This window comes from Streptococcus sp. HMSC034B03 (assembly GCF_001838575.1).
Classification (GTDB): domain Bacteria; phylum Bacillota; class Bacilli; order Lactobacillales; family Streptococcaceae; genus Streptococcus; species Streptococcus anginosus.
Map to the genome: position 1 here is coordinate 153516 of NZ_KV837626.1, position 23388 is coordinate 176903.

The 23388-nt window shown below is 40.1% G+C and carries 19 protein-coding genes; 16 read left to right on the plus strand and 3 right to left on the minus strand.

Annotation, left to right across the window (positions count from 1 at the left end):
• Window positions 1-148: 148 nt before the first annotated feature.
• On the plus strand, window positions 149-463 hold the full coding sequence (locus HMPREF2634_RS02795) for a PTS cellobiose transporter subunit IIB (RefSeq protein WP_021002020.1): 315 nt from the start codon (window positions 149-151) through the stop codon (window positions 461-463).
• Window positions 464-473: 10 nt separating this feature from the next.
• Window positions 474-794 carry a PTS cellobiose transporter subunit IIA gene (locus HMPREF2634_RS02800; protein ID WP_021002019.1) on the plus strand — a complete coding sequence of 107 codons (321 nt, stop codon included), beginning with the start codon at window positions 474-476 and terminating at the stop codon, window positions 792-794.
• A gap of 133 nt (window positions 795-927) precedes the next feature.
• Here HMPREF2634_RS02800 and HMPREF2634_RS02805 read toward each other — a convergent pair whose 3' ends face one another.
• Window positions 928-2325 carry a glycoside hydrolase family 1 protein gene (locus HMPREF2634_RS02805; protein ID WP_021002018.1) on the minus strand — a complete coding sequence of 466 codons (1398 nt, stop codon included), beginning with the start codon at window positions 2323-2325 and terminating at the stop codon, window positions 928-930.
• Window positions 2326-2469: 144 nt separating this feature from the next.
• On the opposite strand from HMPREF2634_RS02805, the gene celB reads away from it, so the two are divergent.
• The 9 genes from celB to recG all read left to right on the plus strand — a co-directional run bounded on the left by celB (window position 2470) and on the right by recG (window position 14967).
• A complete protein-coding gene (gene celB, locus HMPREF2634_RS02810; protein ID WP_021002017.1) occupies window positions 2470-3738 on the plus strand; it encodes a PTS cellobiose transporter subunit IIC in 1269 nt (422 codons plus the stop codon).
• A gap of 33 nt (window positions 3739-3771) precedes the next feature.
• Window positions 3772-4497, plus strand: a complete 726-nt coding sequence (locus tag HMPREF2634_RS02815; RefSeq protein ID WP_021002016.1) for a GntR family transcriptional regulator — start codon at window positions 3772-3774, stop codon at window positions 4495-4497.
• Between the two features lie 32 nt (window positions 4498-4529).
• Entirely contained in the window at window positions 4530-5474 is a 945-nt protein-coding gene (manA, locus tag HMPREF2634_RS02820; RefSeq protein WP_021002015.1) for a mannose-6-phosphate isomerase, class I, read from the plus strand.
• 252 nt (window positions 5475-5726) lie between these two features.
• Window positions 5727-7574: an APC family permease gene (locus tag HMPREF2634_RS02825; RefSeq protein ID WP_021002014.1), complete on the plus strand. Its 1848-nt coding sequence runs from the start codon at window positions 5727-5729 to the stop codon at window positions 7572-7574.
• A 127-nt stretch (window positions 7575-7701) separates the two neighbouring features.
• On the plus strand, window positions 7702-10221 hold the full coding sequence (gene secA, locus HMPREF2634_RS02830; RefSeq protein ID WP_070836269.1) for a preprotein translocase subunit SecA: 2520 nt from the start codon (window positions 7702-7704) through the stop codon (window positions 10219-10221).
• Between the two features lie 22 nt (window positions 10222-10243).
• A complete protein-coding gene (locus tag HMPREF2634_RS02835; RefSeq protein ID WP_021002012.1) occupies window positions 10244-11284 on the plus strand; it encodes a 3-deoxy-7-phosphoheptulonate synthase in 1041 nt (346 codons plus the stop codon).
• A 104-nt stretch (window positions 11285-11388) separates the two neighbouring features.
• The gene (gene acpS, locus HMPREF2634_RS02840; protein WP_003026132.1) at window positions 11389-11754 is read left to right on the plus strand and encodes a holo-ACP synthase; all 366 of its coding nucleotides are present in this window, start codon (window positions 11389-11391) and stop codon (window positions 11752-11754) included.
• Window positions 11741-12847 carry an alanine racemase gene (alr, locus tag HMPREF2634_RS02845; RefSeq protein ID WP_041784037.1) on the plus strand — a complete coding sequence of 369 codons (1107 nt, stop codon included), beginning with the start codon at window positions 11741-11743 and terminating at the stop codon, window positions 12845-12847. The genes acpS and alr overlap by 14 nt, the downstream gene beginning before the upstream one ends.
• Before the next feature lie 104 nt (window positions 12848-12951).
• A complete protein-coding gene (gene recG / locus HMPREF2634_RS02850) occupies window positions 12952-14967 on the plus strand; it encodes an ATP-dependent DNA helicase RecG (protein ID WP_021002009.1) in 2016 nt (671 codons plus the stop codon).
• Window positions 14968-15287: 320 nt separating this feature from the next.
• Here recG and HMPREF2634_RS02855 read toward each other — a convergent pair whose 3' ends face one another.
• The gene (locus tag HMPREF2634_RS02855; protein WP_021002008.1) at window positions 15288-16250 is read right to left on the minus strand and encodes an asparaginase; all 963 of its coding nucleotides are present in this window, start codon (window positions 16248-16250) and stop codon (window positions 15288-15290) included.
• A gap of 64 nt (window positions 16251-16314) precedes the next feature.
• On the opposite strand from HMPREF2634_RS02855, the gene HMPREF2634_RS02860 reads away from it, so the two are divergent.
• Entirely contained in the window at window positions 16315-17703 is a 1389-nt protein-coding gene (locus HMPREF2634_RS02860; RefSeq protein ID WP_021002007.1) for a Cof-type HAD-IIB family hydrolase, read from the plus strand.
• A 45-nt stretch (window positions 17704-17748) separates the two neighbouring features.
• Here HMPREF2634_RS02860 and HMPREF2634_RS02865 read toward each other — a convergent pair whose 3' ends face one another.
• On the minus strand, window positions 17749-18201 hold the full coding sequence (locus HMPREF2634_RS02865) for a universal stress protein (RefSeq protein WP_020999785.1): 453 nt from the start codon (window positions 18199-18201) through the stop codon (window positions 17749-17751).
• A 151-nt stretch (window positions 18202-18352) separates the two neighbouring features.
• Here HMPREF2634_RS02865 and HMPREF2634_RS02870 point away from each other — a divergent pair, with 151 nt between their 5' ends.
• From HMPREF2634_RS02870 to aspS, 4 genes are all read left to right on the plus strand, one after another.
• Window positions 18353-19567: a pyridoxal phosphate-dependent aminotransferase gene (locus tag HMPREF2634_RS02870; protein ID WP_021002006.1), complete on the plus strand. Its 1215-nt coding sequence runs from the start codon at window positions 18353-18355 to the stop codon at window positions 19565-19567.
• A gap of 164 nt (window positions 19568-19731) precedes the next feature.
• Window positions 19732-20520, plus strand: coding sequence for a GTP-sensing pleiotropic transcriptional regulator CodY (codY, locus tag HMPREF2634_RS02875; RefSeq protein ID WP_003026125.1), 789 nt, complete (start codon window positions 19732-19734; stop codon window positions 20518-20520).
• Window positions 20520-21095, plus strand: coding sequence for a cysteine hydrolase family protein (locus HMPREF2634_RS02880; RefSeq protein WP_057489801.1), 576 nt, complete (start codon window positions 20520-20522; stop codon window positions 21093-21095). The genes codY and HMPREF2634_RS02880 overlap by 1 nt, the downstream gene beginning before the upstream one ends.
• 506 nt (window positions 21096-21601) lie before the next feature.
• The gene (gene aspS / locus HMPREF2634_RS02885; protein ID WP_021002004.1) at window positions 21602-23341 is read left to right on the plus strand and encodes an aspartate--tRNA ligase; all 1740 of its coding nucleotides are present in this window, start codon (window positions 21602-21604) and stop codon (window positions 23339-23341) included.
• Window positions 23342-23388: the final 47 nt, after the last annotated feature.

Here is a 23388-nt window from a genome sequence, read left to right on the forward strand (position 1 = left end):
GTTTTTTTGTTGTTAGATTTCTGGCAAAAGTATAATCTTTATATAAAAAAGACTAGACATTATGCGGAAGCTGTGTTATACTAATATCAATGATAGGTAATTCGTTAATAAAAATTACCTCATATATAAAATTTTAAGGAGAATTTTTATGGCAAAAGCATTAATTATCTGTGCAGCAGGAATGTCTTCCTCTCTTATGGCAAAAAAGACAACTGAATACCTTCAAGGTCAAGGACAAGACATTACCGTTGAAGCAATTGGAGCAACAGAAGGAAATAAAGTGATTGAATCTGCAGCATTTGATCTTTATTTAATTAGTCCTCAAACAAGGATGTATTTCAAACAATTTGCTGACCTCGGTGAAAAAGTTGGACGTCCAGTTGTTCAAATTCCGCCTCAAGCCTATGTTCCAATCCCAACAGGAGTCGCAGCTCTGGCTAAAGTAGTCACAGACAATCTATAAAGAGGATGTTATGAATACAGAAGAATTACAAGTAGCAGCATTTGAAATCATTCTTCATAGTGGAACTGCGCGTGCAACAGTACACGAAGCATTTGCAGCGATGCGACTTGGTCACTACGATGAAGCTTCTCAAAAATTGGAAGCCGCGAATACAGAATTGGTTGAAGCACATCACGCACAGACGAAATTGTTGCAAGATTACGCAAGTGGCGTTGAGATTAAGATTGAGATCATCATGGTTCATGCACAGGATCATTTGATGACAACAATGACATTACGTGAAGTGGCATTAGAGATGCTTGAATTATATAAAAAGTTAGAAGAAAAATGATTTATTTATAAACCTCCTAAGAATAAACTTATAGTGTTTGTGTGAATTAGTTACATGTTATAGGTTTATTTTTTGTTTTTAAGATAACTCAAACTCCCCAAGGTATCGGAACCCTTGGGGAGTTTTGTCATATTTAATCTTCAAAACCGTTTTTGTCAGACAACTCTTTAAAGAAATAACCTGATTTTTTAATCGTTCGTTTGCCTTTCTTATCAAGGTCAACGGCAATGAGACCATAGCGATTTTTATAGGCATTGCACCAAGACCAATTGTCCATGCAGGTCCAGAGATGATAACCAAGGCAGTTAGCTCCTTCTTTAATCGCTTGATGAAGGTAACGGAGATGATCTTTGATAAAATCAATACGGTAATCGTCCTCGATTTGACCATTGGTATTGATATAACGCTCCTCACCTTCAACGCCCATCCCATTTTCTGAGACATAGCAAGGAATATTACCGTAGTTATCACGAATGTTAATCATAATATCGTAAATCCCTTTTTCATAGATTTCCCAACCGCGATAAGGGTTCATTTTTTTATTTGGCATATCGTAGTAGTCAAAGAAATCATCTGGCATAGGATTCTGTGGGGCTTTGTCAGCAGGATTTTCTTTTTCTTTAACCCGACGTGGCTGGTAATAATTGACACCAAGTAAATCAATGGTATTTTCTTTAATGGTCTGTAAATCCTCACTTGTGTGTTCTGGCACCATGTCTAATCTCTTGATAAGAGCAATTAAGTCAGCTGGGTATTCGCCCTTGATAGCAGGATCTAGGAAAGAGCGGTTAAAGAAAGCATCTGCAATTTGAGCAGCTTTGACGTCTTCAGGATTATTCTCATCACGCGGATAGCTTGGGGTTAAGTTGAGGATAATCCCAATTTTACCATCTTGCTTTTCGTGATAGGCTTTGACAGCTAAGCTGCTGGCGAGCATTTCGTGAAAAGCCACCTGTACAGCGTGTTTCATGTTGACTTCATTTGGATAGTGGAAATTGTAGAGGTAACCACCTTCGACAGGGACAATAGGTTCATTATGAGTGAACCAGTATTTGACGCGATCACCAAATAGGTTAAAGCAGGTTTTTGCAAAGTTTACATAAGCATCAACCGTTTCCCGATTGAGCCAACCGCCTTTTTCTTGCAGTGCCATTGGCATATCAAAATGATACAGGTTGATAAATGGCTCAATACCATTTGCAATCAGTTCATCGATGAATGAGTTGTAAAAATCCACAGCTTTTGGATTAACAGCACCAACGCCTTCAGGAATTAAGCGACTCCATTGGATAGAAGTGCGGAAAGAATTATGCCCTGTTGCTTTCATCAATTGCACATCTTCTTTGTAATACTGATAATTGTAGGAAGCTTTATCTGGTCCAATGTGATTGAAGAATTTTTCAGGTTCTTTGCTGTACCAATAGTCCCAGATATTCTCTCCCTTTCTATCGCCTTCAAATCGGCCTTCTGTTTGCGGACCGCTGGAAGCAGTTCCCCAAAAAAATCCCTTTGGAAATGTTAGAAATGTCATATATTTTCTCCTTTTAAAAAATTCTCTATAATATAATTCTATACTTTTTATAAAAAAAATCAATCTTTTATATAAAAAATATAGACATTTAATAAAAAATATAGTATAGTTAGAGTATCAAAAAAAGAAAAAGAGGGAAGATTGATGAACAAGTTTCTAGATCAAATCGGTGATAAGTTGTTGCCATTGGCAAACAAACTCGCTTCCAATCGTTATTTGGCTGTTTTACGGGATGCTTTTATGCTCTCCTTTCCATTAACGATGTTTGGCTCAATCGTAGTAGTATTTAACAATTTGCCATTTTTTAATGACGCAACGAAAGCTACTTTGTCTAATCTGTTTGGCAGTGGACAAAATGCAACGATGTCAATTATGACAATTTTTGTAACGTTTGGTATTGGTTATTATTTATCAAAATCTTATGATGTAGAGGGAATCTTTGGAGGAGCCGTTTCCTTTTCTAGTTTTCTTCTCTTGACACCTTTTTATACCATGTCAGAAAAAGGTGAAAAAATTTCAGGCGTCTTGAGTTTAGACCGTTTAGGGGCAAAGGGGATGTTTCTTGGCATGTTGGTTGCATTTTTGGCAGCGGAAATCTACTGCTGGGCAACGAAAAAAGGTTGGCAGATTAAAATGCCAGACAGCGTTCCGCCTGCAGTAGCCAAGTCGTTTGCAGCTTTGATTCCTGCCGTATTGACTCTTTCCATATTCTTGTTTGTCAATGCTGGTTTGACAGGATTTTTCAATGCCAATCTTCATGATATTATTTATAAGGTTATTCAAACACCGTTGGTTGGTTTGGGAAGCAGTATCTGGGCAACTTTAGTTGCAATCTTCTTTGTTCAATTTTTATGGTTCTTTGGACTTCATGGACAAATTCTTGTTAATTCTGTCATGGATCCAATTTGGAATACATTGATGTTGGATAACTTAGAGGCTTATCAGGCTGGCAAGCATTTGCCACACATTATTTCCAAATCATTTATGGAAACATTTACTGTTGGTTTAGGTGGTTCTGGGATGACGCTAGCTGTAGTTATCATTATGGCTTTTATTCTGAAAAAGAAAATGTATAAGGACGTTGGACGACTTGCTCTTGGAGCGGGGCTATTCAATGTCAATGAACCAGTTATCTTTGGCTTGCCAATCGTTTTGAATGCGACTATTCTGATTCCATGGGTTTTAGCACCGATTGTTGTGACTGCGTTTAACTATATTGTGATGGCAGTAGGAATTGTTCCAGCTCCAACAGGAGTGGCAGTTCCTTGGACGGTGCCCGTATTCTTTAGCGGAATGCTAGCAACCAATTCCATTTTAGGTGGTGTCCTTCAGTTAGTGGATATGGTGATTGTTGGATTTATCTGGTATCCATTCCTTCGTATGCTGGACAAACAACCTGATTCTGTATTATAATGAGATGAATGACAGATTTGCAGGAGCTATCATATGCCTAAATACGAAGAAATAGCAAATATACTTCGAGATAGAATCGCAAATGGAGTCTACCCAGTAGACTCCATGTTGCCTATTCAGTCTGAATTATCAAAAGAATTTGGCGTCAGCCGAATGACTATAAAAAAAGCTGTTGAGATTCTAACCATTGAGGGATTGATTTTTTCTAAACAAGGAAATGGGACGAGAGTGTTGAATTCCTCTTTTTGGGATAAAGAAAATTCAAAATTTCGTTTGAATAACTACAATGGCTTGAGTCAAGATTTAAAAAATGATGACCGAACATTGACGAGTCAAATTATTCAGTTTGCAGTTGAATTTCCGCAGGCTGAGATTGCGGAACGTCTGCAGTTGGAAACGACGGCACCGGTTTATAAAATTGTGCGGTTGCGTCTGCTGGATGAGAAACCTTATGTGTTGGAGCACACTTATATGCCGTGTGATTTGGTGCCAGGATTGGATGAGAGTATTTTACTTCAGTCTATCTATGCTTATTTATGGGATGAATTAAACTTAAAATTTGCTGGAAGTTATCGCCATATCACAGCTGAAAAGCCAGATGAATATGACCAAAACTATTTGGCTTGCCAAGAGACAGATCCGATTTTGCAGGTGGAGCAAGTTGTTTATCTGGAAACTGGACGTCCGATTGAGTATTCGAAAAGCCGCAATCGCTTTGACACGAGAGGGTATTCTCTTTTAGATGTTAAAAATATTTAAGTCATTATTTGTACAATGAAAAGGAGGAAATGATGTCAGAACCATTATTTTTACAATCTGTTATGCAGGAAAAAATTTGGGGCGGAACGAAGCTGCGAGATGAATTTGGCTATGAAATTCCTAGTGATAAAGTAGGCGAATACTGGGCGATTTCGGCTCACCCGCATGGCGTATCAACGATTAAAAACGGTCGCTTTGCTGGTATGGGCTTGGATCAGCTCTATGCAGAACACCGAGAGTTATTTGGTAACAGCAGCGAGCCTGTTTTTCCGCTTTTGACCAAAATTTTGGATGCCAATGATTGGCTCAGTGTTCAGGTTCATCCAGATGACCACTATGCTATGGAGCATGAAGGGGAGTTAGGAAAAACGGAGTGCTGGTATGTGATTTCTGCAGATGAAGGAGCAGAAATTATCTACGGGCACAATGCCAAGTCACGAGAAGAATTGCGTCAGCAGATTGAAAAGAAAGAATGGGACAAGCTCTTAACCAAGGTGCCAGTCAAGGATGGAGACTTCTTCTATGTCCCAAGCGGTACTATGCACGCCATTGGATCGGGTATTTTGATTTTAGAAACGCAACAGTCTAGCGACACTACCTATCGTGTCTACGACTTTGACCGAAAAGATACTAAAGGCAATCTGCGTGAGTTGCATTTGGAAAAATCCATTGATGTGCTCAATATCGGTGCGCCGGCCAATAGCCGTCCAGTCACGGTGAAAGCAGATGATTTGATGTCAACGCTTTTAGTAGCTAGTGATTTCTTTGCTGTTTACAAATGGAAAGTATCAGGAAAAGTGGATATCGAGAAAACAGCTGCTTATTTGCTAGTAAGTGTGCTAGCAGGGCAAGGTGTGCTGACCGTAGATGGAGAAACGTATCCAATCGCAAAAGGAGACCATTTTATCCTACCAAGCGATGTGGAAGAGTGGACTTTCGAGGGGAAAAACCTTGAAATGATTGTTAGTCATCCGTAATAGCTTTTATAGAACATCAGAGGTTGAGGAAATTCCTTGACCTCTTTTATCATGAGGCGAAGCATTATGGCATAGTTCTCTACTGTTCTACAGATTTTTAAAGGTATCTATGAAACAATTCTAAATGTATAATCCTTATATTTTTGCAGGAATTGTCAGTTATATTAAAAAATGATGTCATTTTCAGAAAACGTTGATAGTATTTCAAAAAAGCGTTATAATGGCTGATATTGAAAAATTTAGGAGAAAAAGATGTTTTCCAAGTTGAAGAATATTTTTATTGGTCGACCTTTGAAATCAAGCGATGAGGGAGAAGAAGGGAACTTATTAACAAAACTGCAAGCTCTGGCTATGTTGTCAAGCGATGCTCTATCTTCGATTGCCTACGGTCCTGAACAAGTTGTTTTGGTTTTGGTATCCGTATCTGCTGGCGCAATTTGGTGGTCGTTACCAATTGGTATTGTGGTGCTGATTTTGCTGGCCAGTTTAACCATTTCATATCGTCAGGTGATTCATGCTTACCCACAAGGCGGTGGGGCTTATATGGTTACAACGGAAAATCTTTCACCAAAAGCTGGTCTAGTTTCAGGTGGTAGTTTGCTAGTTGATTATATGCTGACAGTAGCGGTATCTGTTTCTTCTGGAGCGGATGCGATTACGTCAGCAATTCCTGCTTTGCATCCGTACAATTTGCACATTTCGATTGTTTTAGTGCTGATTTTAATGTTAATGAATTTACGTGGTTTGCGGGAATCGGCGGTTTCGCTGATGATTCCAGTTTATTTGTTCATCGCAAGTACTGTTTTCTTAATTGGCTTTGGTTTATTGCAATTATTACTGGGGAATTTATCCTACCATGCAACAGCTCCGATTGGAAAATCTATTTCAGGTGTCAGTTTGGTTCTTCTGCTTCGTGCATTTACGAGTGGTTCGGCTTCTCTGACAGGTGTGGAAGCTATTTCAAATTCTGTACCATTTTTCAAAACACCCAAAGCTGAAAATGCAGCGAAAACCTTGGCAATTATGGCAGCCATTTTAGGTTTCATGTTTGCTGGTATTACTTTTTTAAACTACTGGATTGGCATCGTTCCGGTAAAAGGCGTTACAACGCTCGCTCAAATGGCGCAAGCTATTTTGGGAAATTCACCTGTTGGACGACTTCTATTTTATATTTTCCAATTATCAACAGCTCTCATCCTTGCTGTAGCAGCTAATACAGGCTTTTCAGCCTTTCCTATGTTGTCCTACAATATGGCAAAAAATAAATATATGCCACACATGTATATGGAAAAAGGAGCACGCCTTGGTTATTCAAATGGGATTCTGACTTTAGCTATCGGTGCTATTCTTCTTTTGCTAATTTTTAATGGGAATACTGAACGGCTCATTCCACTTTATACCATTGGTGTATTTGTGCCTTTTGCTCTTTCTCAAACGGGAATGGTCGTGCATTGGCGCAAGCAGTATGGAAAACATTTCTTGAAATATTCAGTAGCAAATATTTTAGGCGCTGCTATTTGTTACACCATTGTAGCGATTTTGCTACTTTTTCGTTTGCGAGATATTTGGCCATTCTTTCCGATTATCATCGTTTTATTATGGATTTTCTTGAGTATTAAAAATCATTACAATAAAGTGGCGAAACAGCTACGTTTGAATGAAGAAATTGAACGCGTAGACTATGCAGGAAATCTGGTTTTGGTGCTTGTCGGGAATGTCACACGAGTTAGCGTTGGTGCGATGAATTATGCCCGTAGTATCGGTGATGAAGTGATTGCTATGCACGTATCTACCAAAGAAACACAAGAAAAAGACGAAGAAGTAGCTAGTGAATTTAAACAATATTTTCCAGATATTCAATTTGTAAATGTGGAAACAAGCTACCGTAATATCATCAGACCAACCATACAGTATGTGACAAAAATCGCTCGTGGTGCGCAGAAGAAAGGTTATACCGTAACAGTGCTAGTACCACAATTCATTCCAAATCATAGTTGGCAAAACATGCTACATAATCAAATGAGCTTGAAATTGAAATATTTCCTCAGATGGCATGAAAATGTCGTTGTAGCCAGCTATTCTTATCACTTAAAAGAGTAAGAACATAAACCGGCAGTTTTGAATGGAACTGCCGGTTTTATCCTTTTATTTTCTTGAAAGATATAGTGAAAAATGCTATAATGAAAAGAACATTTTAAAATAAGAATTATTACAAGTAAGGAAAGAAATGGCGAATATTTTAAGAAAAATTATCGAAAATGATAAAGGTGAATTAAGAAGATTAGAAAAAATGGCAAAGAAAGTCATGGCGTATGAAGATGAAATGGCTGCTTTGTCAGATGAAGCTTTGAAAGCAAAGACGGATGAATTTAAGCAACGGTATCAAAATGGCGAGTCATTAGATGACTTGCTTTATGAAGCTTTTGCGGTTGTTCGTGAAGGTGCAAAGCGTGTGTTAGGACTTTTCCCTTACCCAGTACAGATTATGGGTGGGATTGTCTTACACCATGGAGATGTGCCAGAAATGCGTACAGGGGAAGGAAAAACTTTGACTGCGACCATGCCGGTTTATCTGAACGCCTTGTCTGGAGAAGGGGTTCACGTTGTTACAGTAAATGAATATCTGACAGAGCGTGACGCAACGGAAATGGGGGAACTGTACTCTTGGCTGGGGCTTTCTGTTGGTATCAACCTTGCTGCAAAGTCATCCGCAGAGAAAAAAGAAGCCTATGAATGTGATATCACGTATTCAACCAATGCAGAGATTGGTTTTGACTATTTGCGTGATAATATGGTGGTGCGTGCTGAAAACATGGTGCAGCGTCCGCTAAACTACGCTTTGGTCGATGAGGTGGACTCCATTTTGATTGACGAAGCTCGTACGCCTTTGATTGTGTCAGGACCAACTTCGTCTGATACGAACCAACTTTATCACATGGCAGATAGTTTTGTGAAGTCTCTTAATAAAGATGACTACATCATTGATGTGCAGTCTAAAACCATTGGACTTTCTGACTCTGGGATTGATAAAGCAGAAAGCTACTTCAGGTTAGAAAACTTGTATGATATTGAAAATGTAGCGCTGACTCACTTTATTGACAATGCCCTTCGTGCAAACTATATCATGCTGTTAGATATTGACTATGTGGTGAGTGAAGAGCAAGAAATTTTGATTGTGGACCAATTTACAGGCCGTACAATGGAAGGTCGCCGGTATTCAGACGGACTTCACCAAGCAATTGAAGCCAAAGAAGGTGTGCCAATTCAGGATGAAACGAAGACTTCGGCTTCTATCACTTATCAAAATCTATTCCGTATGTACAAGAAATTGTCAGGAATGACAGGGACAGCTAAGACAGAAGAGGAAGAATTCCGCGAAACCTATAATATTCGGGTCATTCCGATTCCGACAAATCGTCCAGTAGCTCGTATTGACCATCCAGATCTTCTTTATCCAAGTATTGAGTCTAAATTTAAAGCGGTTGTTGAGGACGTGAAAGCTCGTCATGAAAAAGGGCAACCTGTACTTGTGGGGACGGTTGCTGTTGAAACGAGTGATTATATTTCTAAAAAATTAGTCGAGGCTGGAGTTCCTCATGAAGTATTGAATGCGAAAAATCACTATAAAGAAGCGCAAATCATTATGAATGCTGGTCAGCGAGGTGCTGTAACGATTGCAACCAATATGGCTGGTCGTGGTACGGATATTAAACTTGGTGAAGGCGTTCGCGAGTTAGGTGGGCTTTGTGTCATTGGTACAGAACGTCATGAAAGTCGTCGTATCGATAATCAGCTTCGTGGTCGTTCCGGACGTCAGGGAGATCCAGGGGAGTCGCAATTTTATCTGTCACTTGAAGATGAGCTTATGCGTCGCTTTGGATCGGAACGGATTAAAGCTGTTTTGGATCGCATGAACCTCAGCGAAGAAGAGTCTGTCATCAAATCTCGTATGCTGACGCGTCAAGTAGAAGGAGCTCAAAAGCGTGTTGAAGGGAACAACTATGATACACGTAAACAAGTCCTTCAATATGATGATGTTATGCGTGAGCAACGTGAAATTATCTATGCGCAGCGTTATGATGTCATTACGGCTGATCGTGATTTGGCACCGGAAATTCACGCCATGATGAAGCGAACGATCAACCGTTTTGTGGATGGCAACAGTCGTGCAGAGCAAGATGAAAAATTAGAAGCAATTGTTAATTTTGCAAAATACAATCTTGTTCCAGAAGAATCTATTGAAATCGCAGATTTAGAAGGCTTGTCTGATGAAGATATCAAGGCTGATTTATACAAACGTGCCTTGGAGGTTTACGATAGTCAAGTGGCGAAACTTCGCAATGAGGATTCCGTCAGAGAATTCCAAAAAGTTCTGATTTTGCGCGTCGTGGATAGCAAATGGACTGATCACATTGATGCTTTGGATCAACTTCGGAACGCAGTTGGACTTCGTGGTTATGCTCAAAATAACCCAGTCGTTGAATATCAAGCTGAAAGTTTCCGTATGTTTAATGATATGATTGGTTCGATCGAATTTGATGTGACGCGTTTGATGATGAAGGCTCAAATTCACGAGCAAGAACGTCCACGTACGGAGCATCATATCAGCACAACAGCGACACGCAATATTTCAGCACAACAATCTGGCTTACCGAGCGATATCGATTTGACAAAAGTGAAGCGCAATGACTTGTGTCCATGTGGTTCTGGTAAGAAATTTAAAAATTGTCATGGACGCCACAGATAAGTAGTGTAAAGAGGGGGAGATTATGACATTTAAGGCAACTAGCGAGCCAATTGATGTAGCAAAGGTTCGTAATTTATCAAAGTTAGAAGGAGAGGCTTTAGCTAAAAAAAAGGCACGAGATCGTGAGTTAAATGCCATTATCCGTGGAGAAGATGACCGCATTCTGTTGGTCATTGGTCCGTGTTCTTCTGATAATGAAGCGGCTGTCCTAGAATATGCAAAGCGCCTATCTGCCCTCCAAGAAGAGGTGAAAGACCGTATTTTCATGGTTATGCGCGTGTATACAGCTAAGCCTCGCACCAATGGCGATGGTTATAAAGGATTGATTCATCAACCGAATGCTAAGGCTGCTCCAAGCTTAATTAATGGGATTAAGGCTGTTCGGAATTTACATTATCGTGTCATTACGGAGACGGGAATGACGACAGCTGATGAAATGCTCTATCCAGAAAATCTTCCGTTGGTAGATGATTTGATTTCTTACATGGCTGTTGGAGCGCGTTCTGTGGAAGATCAGCAACACCGTTTTGTCGCTAGTGGGGCTGATGTTGCGACCGGTTTGAAAAATCCTACGTCTGGCAATCTCAATGTCATGTTTAACGGGATTTACGCAGCGCAAAACAAGCAAAGTTTCTTGTTTGCTGGTAAGGAAGTAGAAACTTCAGGAAATCCTTTGGCACACGCTATTCTGCGTGGTGGGCTTGACGAGTATGGAAAAAACATTCCAAACTATTACTATGATAATTTGCTGGATACGATTGACCAATATGAAAAAATGAGTTTGGAAAATCCTTTCATCATCATCGATACCAATCATGATAACTCTGGTAAGCAGTATTTAGAGCAGGTGCGGATTGTCCGTCAAACTTTAATTAACCGTGATTGGAATGAGAAAATCAAAAAAGTTGTACGCGGCTTTATGATTGAGTCTTACTTAGAAGATGGCCGTCAAAATGAGCCTGAAGTGTTTGGAAAATCCATCACAGACCCTTGTTTGGGTTGGGATAATACAGTCAGATTAGTCAAGGAAATTTATACTACCCTATCTAAAAACGAAAAATAAAAAGGTTGAGAGTGAATCTCTAAAATCTGATAACATCAGCGCATTGAGTTTTATTTTAGAAAGTAATGAGTCTGGAACATTTGTCCCAGCCTCTTTTTAAAAAGATGATTAAAGGACACGGAATTGATATAGAAGAAATTTCTTCTATTCAAAAAGTTTATGAAAAAAATGCTCGCTTCGCCAAGAAAGTTTTGACTGTTGCAGAATTTGCACGGTTTGAAGAACTTTCTGGTAGGCGAAAAATGGAATATTTGGCAGGACGTTGGTCTGCTAAAGAGGCTTTTTCTAAAGCATGGGGGACTGGAATTGGTTGTGTCACTTTTCAGGATTTAGAAATTTTAAACAACGAAAAGGGAGCGCCTATTTTTACTAAGTCGCCTTTTTCTGGCAAGGTCTGGGTGTCGCTCAGCCATGCAGGTAATATTGTTACAGCTAGTGTTATTTTGGAGGAACATCATGAAAACGAGTAATCATCGACCTACTAAGGTTATTGTTGATTTAGCTGCTATCCGCTTTAATATTAAACAAATTACAGCGCATATTCCAGACAATGTAGAAAAATGGGCTGTTGTCAAGGCCGATGCCTATGGTCACGGTGCAGTTGCTGTTACGCAATCTATTGAGTCAATTGTGGATGGTTTTTGTGTTTCTAATATTGATGAAGCTGTAGAGTTGAGAGAGGCTGGTATTTCAAAAAAAATTCTGGTATTAGGAGTGTCAGATGTTTCTGCCATTTCATTGGCAATTGAGCGCAAAGTGACCTGTACGGTAGCTAGTTTGGAATGGCTAGATTTACTCTTGCAATCAAATATAGATGTAGCTGGACTGATTGTTCATATAAAAATTGATTCTGGAATGGGGCGGATTGGTTTTCGAGATAGTCAAGAAGCTCAAGAAGCTATTCATCGCTTGACGCAAGCAGGCGCTCAGGTAGAAGGGATTTTCACCCATTTTGCGACAGCTGATGAAGCAGATACGCATAAATTTGAAGCACAGCTGGCACGTTTTAAAGAAATTTTAGGGCAATTAGAAACCGTTCCACCGATTGTTCACGCTAGTAATTCTGCAACGACTCTTTGGCATGCAGATACTGTGATGAATGCGGTGCGTCTGGGTGATATTATCTATGGTCTCAATCCTAGCGGTCGTACCTTGCAGCTTCCTTATGACATGAAGCCGGCTCTTTCTCTAGTTTCGGAATTGGTTCATGTCAAGCAATTAGAAGCAGGAGCAGATGTGGGGTACGGAGCTACTTATACAAGTGATAGTCTACAGTATATTGGAACGATTCCACTGGGCTATGCAGACGGTTGGACGCGAGATATGCAAGGCTTTAATGTTTTGATTGATGGACAGCCTTGTCCCATTGTTGGGCGCGTGTCTATGGATCAGATTACTGTTCGTTTACCTCGGTCTTATCCTATTGGAACGCCAGTTGTCCTTATCGGTGAAAGTGGAAATGAGGCTATTTCTGCAACAGATGTGGCAGAAAAACGGGGAACAATTAACTATGAGGTGGTTTGCTTAATTAGTGACCGTGTTCCTAGAGTTTACAAAGAATGAGCTAAAATGTAAAAGCAGTCGGAAACAACCCAAAGAGTTATTGGAGGGTGTCTGTTTTAGTCTGCTTTTATAAATTCTTGAGAAACAGAACTGAAAGAGGAATTATGAATTTACACCAACCTTTAACGGTTCTGCCGGGTGTGGGACCGAAATCTGCTGAAAAGTTCAGTAAGCTGGGAATTGAAAGCCTGCAGGATTTGCTGCTCTATTTTCCATTTCGCTATGAAGATTTTAAAAGTAAGAATGTGATAGAACTGGAAGATGGTGAAAAGGCAGTTGTTTCAGGAGTTGTCGTTACGCCAGCTAATGTGCAATATTATGGCTATAAGCGCAATCGCCTGCGTTTTACCATAAAACAGGATGAAGTGGTACTTGCAATCAACTTCTTTAACCAACCTTATCTAGCAGACAAGGTAGAGGTTGGCTCAACCATTGCTATTTTCGGCAAATGGGATAAGGCAAAGGCTAGTTTGACTGGGATGAAAATTCTGGCGCAAGTAGAAGATGATTTGCAGCCAGTTTATCGAGTAGCTCAAGGGATTAGTCAAGCCAGTTTGGTCAAGGTCATTAAGACAGCCTTTGACCAGGGGTTGGAATTGCTCTTGGAGGAAAATTTGCCCCAAGTGTTGTTAGAACGCTATCAGTTGCTAGGACGGAATCAGGCTGTGCGAGCCATGCATTTTCCAAAAAACTTAACAGAGTACAAACAAGCTTTGCGTCGGATCAAGTTTGAAGAGCTTTTTTACTTTCAAATGCAATTGCAAGTTCTCAAACATGAAACAAAAGATGTTAGTCAGGGCTTAATTATTCCTTGGCGGGCAGATTTGCTAGAAAAGAAAAAAGCTACTCTACCTTTTGAGTTAACGGCTGCTCAAGAGCGCAGTCTAAACGAGATTTTACAGGATATGCAAGCGCCCACTCACATGAATCGACTGTTGCAAGGAGATGTCGGCAGCGGAAAGACAGTGGTTGCAGGTTTAGCTATGTATGCTACTTATACAGCTGGTTTGCAGTCTGCTCTCATGGTGCCAACGGAAATCTTGGCAGAGCAGCACTTTGATAGCTTGAGCCAACTTTTTCCTGAACTGCGGATAATTCTGTTGACAGGAGGAATGAAGCCGACAGAACGCAGACAAGCACTAGAAGCGATTGAGGCTGGTCAGGTAGAAATGATTGTCGGTACTCATGCTTTGATTCAAGAAAGTGTGACATATCATCAGCTTGGTCTGGTGATTATTGATGAACAGCACCGCTTTGGAGTGGGACAGAGACGAATTTTGCGGGAAAAAGGAAATAATCCTGATGTGCTCATGATGACTGCAACACCGATTCCGAGGACACTTGCGATCACTGCCTTTGGCGATATGGATGTGTCGGTTATTGATCAAATGCCAGCGGGGCGTAAGCCGATTATCACTCGCTGGGTCAAGCACGAGCAGCTGAATGTGGTTCTCAATTGGTTGGAGAAAGAGCTGCAACGAGGTGCTCAGGTCTATGTCATCTCTCCTTTGATTGAGGAGTCGGAAGCGCTGGATCTGAAAAATGCTATTGCTTTGGAAGAGGAATTAAAGGCTTATTTCGGTGACAAAGCACAAGTAGCTCTGCTACATGGTAAAATGAAGAGCGAAGAAAAAGATACTATTATGCAGGATTTTAAGAAAGGAAAAATTGACATTCTGGTTTCCACGACTGTTATTGAAGTCGGTGTCAATGTCCCCAATGCTACGGTCATGCTAATCATGGATGCGGACCGATTTGGGCTCAGCCAGCTTCATCAGTTACGTGGTCGAGTAGGACGTGGAGATAAACAGTCTTATGCGGTTCTCGTGGCTAATCCTAAGACAGAATCCGGCAAGAAACGTATGAAAATCATGACGGAAACGACTAACGGTTTCGTCTTGGCTGAGGAAGATTTGAAAATGCGTGGTTCTGGTGAAATCTTCGGCACTCGTCAGTCCGGTTTGCCGGAATTTCAGGTGGCAGATATTGTAGAGGATTATCCAATTTTAGAGGAGGCCAGAAAAGTCGCCAGTCAAATTGTGTCCACTCCTGATTGGCGAACGAATGCAGGCTGGCATATTGTGGCGCTTCATTTGGAAAAACAAGATTATTTGGATTGATTTTAGTTTATCATCATATATAAACCAAAAAACTTCACCATTTGGATGAAGTTTTTTAAATTAAGTTTTCTGAAAGAAATCTATAAGCCTGCTTTAAGTTTTTCGGGCTATACTAAATTCATCAAAAAGAAAGAGGTAAGTCCAATGACAGTAAACATTAAAGTACATTATAACAAAACATTCAAAAAATCAGGAAAGGAATCAGAAATATATGGCAAATAACTAAAAACAAAAGAGCTAAAAACTTTTTTTCATAAATCTCCTAAACATAAAATATCCTAAGAAGCTTCGAAATATCGGAGCTTCTTATCTATGTAAAATTAACCTTCAATATAGTTTCTTAAGGCTTGTCCTCGCAGCCCAGCATTCAGAGCAATCAAGAGTTTGATACGAGCTTTAGGTGCATTGAGTTCTTTGACAAACATAATGCCTGATTCGTGTAACTTCACGCCGCCCCCTTCATAAGCATAAACTGGCTCTGCAATCCCGTTAAAGCAACGTGATACAAGTGCAATTGGAAGACCGAAAGCAGTCATGTGACTGAGCTTTTGGGCAACTTCTTGTGGAAGATTCCCAGCACCAAAGGCTTCAACGATGAGACCGTTTATCTTTTCCAAGTCTAGCATATCAAGCAGTTCAGTTTTCATTCCAGCATAGGCTGGGATAATCGGTACTAACCCAGAAATTTTATCTAAATGAAAACGAACGCGTGGTTCAGCTGTTTTGAAATAGAGGATTTCTTGCTTCATAATCAATCCGAGTGGTCCATGAGTTGGCGTTTGAAAAGTGCTGACATTGGTTGTATGCGTTTTGGTCACGTATTTGGCAGCATGGATTTCATCATTCATAACCACCAGAACGCCTTTTCCGCGTGCTTTGTCATCACTTGCTACACGAAGTGCAGATAAGTAATTGTAGACTCCGTCACTTCCTAGTTCGTTGGAGCTTCGCATGGCACCGGTCAAGACGACAGGGATATCTGGAAGTTCCATGGTATCCAAAAAATAAGCTGTTTCTTCCAGAGTGTCCGTTCCATGAGTAATGACAACCCCGTCAAAATGTTTCCCGTCTGTCTTGGTTTTTTGATACAATTGTAGCATGTGCTGCGGTGTTATATGAGGGCTAGGAATATTGAAAACATCCAGAGCCGTCACTTGAATGCCTTCTAGAGGAACTGCAACATGGTTCATGGGATTGTGTTCGTTTGTGATGACTTTTCCAGTAGTATCCGCCTGCATGGAAATAGTACCGCCAGTATGTAAAACTAGAATTCTTTTGGTCATAAGTGAGCTTCTCCTGAATCTATGCTATAATTATTGTATCATAAAAGAAAGAGATGAGAAATGAATGGAAATTAAAGCAGTCTTTTTTGATATTGATGGGACGTTAGTAAATGATAGTCGAACGGTCTTGAAATCCACAGAACAAGCAATTCATAGTTTAAAACAGCAAGGTATTTTAGTTGGTTTAGCGACAGGTCGGGGTCCATTTTTTGTCCAATCTTTTATGGAGCAGTTGGATTTGGACTTTGCAGTAACCTATAATGGACAATATATTTTTTCAAAAGATAAAGTCATTTCTGCGAAGCCAATTGATAAAACCAGTTTGCGTCACCTGATTCAGTATGCTCGCCAGCATAAAATAGAAATCTCGTTTGGAACAAAATCAGGAGTGATTGGCTCTAAAATCATGAGCTTTGGCATGAGCAAGTTTTCTCAATGGACCAGTCGTTTTGTTCCGAAGAAGATGGCATACTTGGTAAATAAAAGTTTCAACAATGTGGTTAGCAAGGCACTTCCTCAACAGCAGGATGATTTATTGAAATCCATTCAAGAGCCGATTTATCAAGTACTGATGCTGGCAACACCAAAAGAAACACAAGCTATCGAAGCGGATTTTCCAGATTTAAAGTTTACTCGTAGCAGTCCTTTCGCAGCTGATATCGTCAATCAAGGAATGTCAAAGTTAGAAGGAATTAAGCTGGTCGGAAAAGAATACGGTTTTGACATCAATCAAGTCATGGCTTTTGGTGATTCTGATAATGATGTTGAGATGTTAGCGGGCGTTGGTATGTCTATTGCCATGGGAAATGGAACCAGTCGAGTGAAAGAAGTTGCAAAACACACGACCAGCAGCAATAGTCAGGACGGGATTCATAAAGCTTTGGAACACTTTGGCATTTTAGCGAGTGAAAAAGTCTTTATCAGTAGTGACCACCATTTTAATAAGGTCAAAGAATTTCATGGGACAATGGACGAATGCACACAGGAAGAACCCATTCTGTGGACACCAGAAGGTGCTCGTCACCGTGCAGGCTTCAAGGTAGAAGAACTAGTGGAATTTTTACGAGCAGCCAGTCCTTCTGAAGAGGTCTTTGAGCAGTCTGTTCAATCTTTGCACGAAGCTGTGAACAAAGCTGCTGAAAAAGTCAAAAAGAAGAGCAAAGCAGAGATGTCTCTCGTTGGGCAAGTAGATGCACTGATTGATATGTTGTATTTTACCTATGGCAGTTTTGTGTTAATGGGAGTGGATCCGGAATACTTGTTTGAGATTGTCCACCGAGCCAATATGGGTAAACTCTTCCCAGATGGCAAAGCGCACTTTGACCCAGTTACTCATAAAATTTTAAAACCAGATGATTGGGAAAAAAATTATGCACCGGAACCTGCTATCAAAAAAGAGCTTGAACGTCAAATTCAAGCCTATCAACGAAATTGTGAAAAAAATGAAGAATAAAAAAGAGGAGAGACTGGTTTATGCCAATCTCTCTTTATCTTTGTATTATAATGTTTTTTCTTTATCACGGACAACAAGCAAGTCAACTTTTGCGTGACGCAAGATGTATTCAGATGAAGAGCCAACCAGTAACCGTTCAAAGGCGTTAAGCCCAGTAGCACCAACCATGATGAGGTCAACTTTTTGTTCTTCTGGAATATCTGTTGCAAGAAGGGTTTTTGGATTTCCCATTTCAACAATTGTGACAACATTTGCCACGCCGGCTTCTTTGGCTTTTTCAGCATATTGATCCATGAGTTTTTTTGCGTCTTCTTGTAATTCTTCATAGACTTCTGCATCAAATGTAGAAACGCTTTGCAAGGCACGTGTATCAATTACATGGGCAATCGTTAGGCGTGAATTATTTCTCAGCGCCACATTTACGCCCTTTTCAAAAGCAAGCTCAGCTTCGTGAGAACCGTCAACAGCGACCATAATGTTTTGATATCTTTGTAGCATAGGAATACCTCCATTCTTTCTTTAGTTATATTGTAACCCTTTACATGAAAAAAGTAAAGCATTTTCATGCAGGCTTTACAAGAAGTTTTTTAGATTTTTTAGAAAAATTGCGTTATAATAAATTGACCCTTTTGAAATGAGGAAAAATTCGATGAAAGAATTTAATAAATCAACAAAATTAGAACATGTGGCTTATGATATTCGGGGCCCCGTCTTAGAAGAAGCTATGCGGATGCGTGCAAATGGTGAGAAAATCCTTCGGTTGAACACAGGAAACCCAGCTGAGTTTGGTTTTACAGCGCCAGATGAGGTGATTCATGACTTGATTATGAATGCGCGTGATAGCGAGGGATATTCGGACTCGAAAGGGATTTTTTCTGCTCGGAAAGCTATTATGCAATATTGTCAATTGAAAAATATTCCTAATGTTGATATTGATGATGTCTACCTTGGAAATGGAGTCAGCGAGTTGATTGTCATGTCTATGCAAGGTTTGCTGGATAATGGCGATGAGGTATTGGTTCCGATGCCGGACTATCCACTCTGGACCGCAGCGGTCAGTTTAGCGGGAGGAAATGCAGTTCATTATCTTTGTGATGAAGCGGCAGATTGGTATCCGGATATTGATGATATCAAATCAAAAATTACCTCTAATACAAAGGCTATTGTCGTTATCAACCCAAACAATCCGACAGGAGCTTTGTATCCAAAAGAGGTGTTGGAAGAGCTTGTTGAAGTTGCGCGGCAAAACAACTTGATTATTTTTGCAGATGAGATTTATGATCGTTTAGTAATGGACGGTGAAAAGCATATAGCTATCGCAAGTTTAGCTCCTGATCTTTTCTGTGTTAGTATGAACGGTTTGTCTAAATCGCACCGTATCGCGGGTTTTCGTGTAGGGTGGATGGTGCTATCTGGTCCTAAATATCACGTGAAAGATTATATTGAAGGGCTGAATATGCTATCCAATATGCGGTTGTGTTCAAATGTCTTATCTCAGCATGTGGTACAAACGTCGCTTGGAGGTTATCAATCAGTTGATGAATTGCTGCTTCCTGGCGGACGGATTTATGAGCAACGGAATTTTATTTATAAAGCTATCAATGAAATTCCAGGTCTATCTGCAGTAAAACCTAAAGCGGGGCTTTATATTTTTCCTAAAATTGATAGGGAAATGTATCGAGTAGATGACGATGAGCAATTCGTGCTGGATTTCTTAAAGCAAGAAAAGATTTTACTGGTGCATGGACGAGGTTTTAACTGGAAAGACCCAGATCATTTTCGTATTGTTTATCTGCCTCGTGTAGATGAATTGGCACAAATTCAAGAGAAAATGACTCGTTTCTTAAGGCAATATCGTAGATGATGAAGAGCAGCCGAAAGGTTGCTTTTTTGCTACTTAAATAAAAGAGTACTAAACTTAGCAAGACTAATTGCACACAATTGTATCTCAATAAACAATTTTCAGATAATTGTTGAAGATTAAAGCGCTTTATGGTATAATCAATAAGATTATATGCGAGGTAAATTATGGCAAACTTATTAGCAAAAACACGAAAAATTACATCTATTTTGCGTCGTTCAGATGAGCGATTACAGGATGAATTACCTTACAATGCAATTACCCAGCAGTTAGCTGAAATTATGGATTGCAATGCCTGCATTGTAAACAGTAAAGGGCGTCTTTTGGGGTATTTCATGCGCTACAAGACGAACAATGACCGTGTGGAAGCATTTTATCAAACGAAAATCTTCCCAGAAGAATATGTTCGCACAGCGAATTTAATGTATGACACAGAAGCCAATCTTCCTATCAATCATGATTTGTCAATTTTTCCAGTCGAAACCAAAGATGAATTTCCAGATGGCTTGACGACAATTTCACCTATCCATGTTTCAGGGATTCGCTTAGGAACTTTGATTGTTTGGCGCAATGATAAAGAATTTGATGATGATGATTTGATTTTGGTTGAAATTGCAAGTACAGTGGTTGGTATTCAGTTGCTCAACTTCCAACGAGAAGAAGATGAAAAAAATATTCGTCGCAGAACAGCTGTAACCATGGCTGTAAATACTTTGTCTTATTCAGAATTACGAGCTGTTTCAGCTATTTTAGGTGAATTAAACGGTAATGAAGGTCAATTGACAGCATCGGTCATTGCGGATCGTATTGGTATTACTCGCTCGGTGATTGTCAATGCTCTGCGTAAACTAGAGAGTGCAGGCATTATTGAAAGTCGTTCTTTGGGAATGAAAGGAACCTATCTTAAAGTCCTTATTCCCGATGTCTTTGAAGAGATTAAAAAGAGAGATTACTGATGACAAAAGCATTGATTTCGATTGATTATACGGTGGATTTTGTGGCAGATGATGGCAAGTTGACAGCTGGAGCTCCAGCTCAGGCAATTTCTGAAGCTATTGCCCAAGTGACCGAGGCAGCTTTTGAGCGAGGAGATTATATCTTTTTTGCCATTGATGCCCATGATGAAGGAGATACTTTCCACCCGGAAAGTAAACTCTTTCCACCACATAACATCAAAGGCACTAGTGGACGTAACCTTTATGGACCGTTGGCGGATTTTTATCAGGAGCATAAAGCAGATTCTCGCGTCTTTTGGATGGATAAACGGCATTATTCAGCTTTTTCGGGAACAGATTTGGATATTCGTCTGCGAGAAAGAAAAGTTGAAACGGTGATTTTGACTGGTGTTCTGACGGATATTTGCGTTCTCCACACAGCTATTGATGCCTATAATTTAGGGTATCAAATTGAGGTGGTAGAGTCTGCTGTAGCTTCTCTTTCGGAGGAAAATCATAAATTTGCACTAAACCACTTGCAAAATGTTTTAGGTTCGACTATAATAGATAACAATTTAAAAGTAAAAAAGCAGTAGAGTAGGCTTGTTGACTTGAACAGAGAGTGCTGAAAGCTGAGAGCAGCACCAAGGAAGCAAAATCCGAAGAACATACTGTCAATGATATAATGGTTTTTTCTATGCTATTTATGGTAAAGGATGATATTGTCTAAAACTATTATATCATTGCAAGAAATTTGTGTGAATCAAAGCGCAAACGTCTGCTCACGTTACGAGCTAGAGGTTGCAATGCAACGAATAACAGTGGTACCACGGCTTTCGTCTGTTTATACAGACGGAAGCCGTTTTTCCATAGTTCTTAATGCTTTAGCGTTTATAGCCGTGGATATAGATTAGGCAGTAAGGTCGATGTTCCTTATAATTCTTAGTACTTAGAGAAGCGGATGCAATTTTGTCAGTTGGACAAAAGCTGTAAACAAAAAATGCTTCCTACTTTTAGTATCTAGAGCTACGGGCGTAGATTTCTATAAGTAATTTGCGGCAAATGGTTAATTTGAAAATGAATTTAGAAAGAGGTAGAGAATATGAAAGAAGTTTTTATTGGAAACTACGGTTTGGAACAAGTTGGTCAGAAAATGACAGCGACTGGGTGGGTTGCAAATATCCGAAATCATGGGAAATTGGCTTTTATAGAGCTACGAGACCGAGAAGGACTGCTTCAAGTTTTTGTCGCAGGTGATAGTCCGGCTTTTACTGAAATTGAACATCTACATAAAGAAGATGTGATTTCTGTTACAGGAGAAGTTGTCAAGCGAGAAGCCCGCTTTGTCAACAAAGCAATCAAGTCAGGGCAAGTCGAGTTGCGAGCAGAGAAAATTCAAATCCTTGCAAGCAGTAAGCCTCTTCCTTTTGAACTTGATCAGCACGCTCATACAGGAGAAGAGTTGCGGCAGAAGTACCGCTATCTGGATTTGCGTCGGGGTAAGATGACAGAAAACCTCAAACTTCGTCACCAAGTAACCAGCACAATTCGTGACTACTTGAACGGTAAGGATTTTCTGGAAGTGGAGACACCTTATTTGACGAAATCCACACCAGAAGGAGCCAGAGATTTTTTGGTTCCTAGTCGAGTTTTTAAAAATCAATTTTATGCTTTACCTCAAAGTCCGCAAATGTTGAAGCAACTTTTAATGGGAGCTGGTCTGGAACGTTATTATCAAGTTGTTCGCTGCTTTCGAGATGAGGATCTACGGGGAGACCGTCAGCCTGAATTTACTCAGGTCGATATGGAAATGAGCTTTGCTAGTGAAAAAGACATTCGCATGCTTGTAGAAGAGATGCTCAAAGCGGTTGTTAAGAAAACTCATGGTTTGGAGCTGACAGAAGCTTTTCCGACTATCAGTTATGAGGAAGCCATGAACCGCTTTGGTACAGATAAGCCGGATACGCGATTTGGTTTGGAATTAAAAAATTTGACCAATCTCTGTCAGGATAATCCCTCTCTTTTGCTGAAGCAGGCTTTTGCTCGTCATGAAGAATTATGGGGCATTTGTGTTCCAAATTCTGCGGATTCTTTCACGAAGAAGCAGCTCAGTCATTTCTATCAAGAAATGAAAGAATTTGGAGCTAGTAGGTTTACTGGTCTTAAGGTGGAAGCAGGTGAACTTCAAGGGGATTTGGCTTCGACTTTTGAGGCAGAAGCAGCTGCTTTCATAGACCGATTTGAAGCGCAAGGTGGTGATTTGCTTTTACTGGTCATTGCCAAGAAAAGACAAGCTCAAGAAGCCTTGGGGCACTTGCGATTGGAGATTGCCAAACAATTAGATTTAATCAATCAGAGTCGACTGGATTTCCTTTGGGTATTAGATTGGCCTTTGTTAGAGTGGAATGAGGAGCAGGGGCGCTATCAAGCTATGCACCACCCGTTCACCCAAGGAATTTTTGAAAATGAGCAAGAAGATTTAGCTTCAATCAAAAGCCATGCCTACGATATTGTCCTTAATGGCTATGAAATTGGAGGCGGTAGTTTACGGATTCATGATCGAAAGAGTCAAGAAGCCATGTTTGAACTCTTGGGCATGGAAAAAGAAGATTATGAGCGTGACTTTGGATTTTTCTTAGAAGCGCTTGATTATGGTTTTCCGCCGCATGGGGGTCTAGCGCTGGGCTTGGATCGACTGGTCATGATTTTAGCTGGTGAAGAAAATATCCGTCAGGTCATTGCCTTTCCTAAAAATGGAACTGGTTTTGATCCTATGCTAGAAAGTCCCAGCCAAGTGGATGCGGGTCAGGTGAAAGAACTTCATTTGGAATTGAAGAACTAAGCCTATTTGTGATAAAATAAGAAGATGATTGTTTTTCGGCTATGCTG

Excerpts from the sequence above, each read along its gene's own strand:
- HMPREF2634_RS02795 (WP_021002020.1), top strand. The coding sequence starts at position 149 with ATGGCAAAAGCATTAATTATCTGTGCAGCAGGAATGTCTTCCTCTCTT.
- HMPREF2634_RS02800 (WP_021002019.1), top strand. The coding sequence starts at position 474 with ATGAATACAGAAGAATTACAAGTAGCAGCATTTGAAATCATTCTTCAT.
- HMPREF2634_RS02805 (WP_021002018.1), bottom strand. The coding sequence starts at position 2,325 with ATGACATTTCTAACATTTCCAAAGGGATTTTTTTGGGGAACTGCTTCC.
- celB (WP_021002017.1), top strand. The coding sequence starts at position 2,470 with ATGAACAAGTTTCTAGATCAAATCGGTGATAAGTTGTTGCCATTGGCA.
- HMPREF2634_RS02815 (WP_021002016.1), top strand. The coding sequence starts at position 3,772 with ATGCCTAAATACGAAGAAATAGCAAATATACTTCGAGATAGAATCGCA.
- manA (WP_021002015.1), top strand. The coding sequence starts at position 4,530 with ATGTCAGAACCATTATTTTTACAATCTGTTATGCAGGAAAAAATTTGG.
- HMPREF2634_RS02825 (WP_021002014.1), top strand. The coding sequence starts at position 5,727 with ATGTTTTCCAAGTTGAAGAATATTTTTATTGGTCGACCTTTGAAATCA.
- secA (WP_070836269.1), top strand. The coding sequence starts at position 7,702 with ATGGCGAATATTTTAAGAAAAATTATCGAAAATGATAAAGGTGAATTA.
- HMPREF2634_RS02835 (WP_021002012.1), top strand. The coding sequence starts at position 10,244 with ATGACATTTAAGGCAACTAGCGAGCCAATTGATGTAGCAAAGGTTCGT.
- acpS (WP_003026132.1), top strand. The coding sequence starts at position 11,389 with ATGATTAAAGGACACGGAATTGATATAGAAGAAATTTCTTCTATTCAA.
- alr (WP_041784037.1), top strand. The coding sequence starts at position 11,741 with ATGAAAACGAGTAATCATCGACCTACTAAGGTTATTGTTGATTTAGCT.
- recG (WP_021002009.1), top strand. The coding sequence starts at position 12,952 with ATGAATTTACACCAACCTTTAACGGTTCTGCCGGGTGTGGGACCGAAA.
- HMPREF2634_RS02855 (WP_021002008.1), bottom strand. The coding sequence starts at position 16,250 with ATGACCAAAAGAATTCTAGTTTTACATACTGGCGGTACTATTTCCATG.
- HMPREF2634_RS02860 (WP_021002007.1), top strand. The coding sequence starts at position 16,315 with ATGGAAATTAAAGCAGTCTTTTTTGATATTGATGGGACGTTAGTAAAT.
- HMPREF2634_RS02865 (WP_020999785.1), bottom strand. The coding sequence starts at position 18,201 with ATGCTACAAAGATATCAAAACATTATGGTCGCTGTTGACGGTTCTCAC.
- HMPREF2634_RS02870 (WP_021002006.1), top strand. The coding sequence starts at position 18,353 with ATGAAAGAATTTAATAAATCAACAAAATTAGAACATGTGGCTTATGAT.
- codY (WP_003026125.1), top strand. The coding sequence starts at position 19,732 with ATGGCAAACTTATTAGCAAAAACACGAAAAATTACATCTATTTTGCGT.
- HMPREF2634_RS02880 (WP_057489801.1), top strand. The coding sequence starts at position 20,520 with ATGACAAAAGCATTGATTTCGATTGATTATACGGTGGATTTTGTGGCA.
- aspS (WP_021002004.1), top strand. The coding sequence starts at position 21,602 with ATGAAAGAAGTTTTTATTGGAAACTACGGTTTGGAACAAGTTGGTCAG.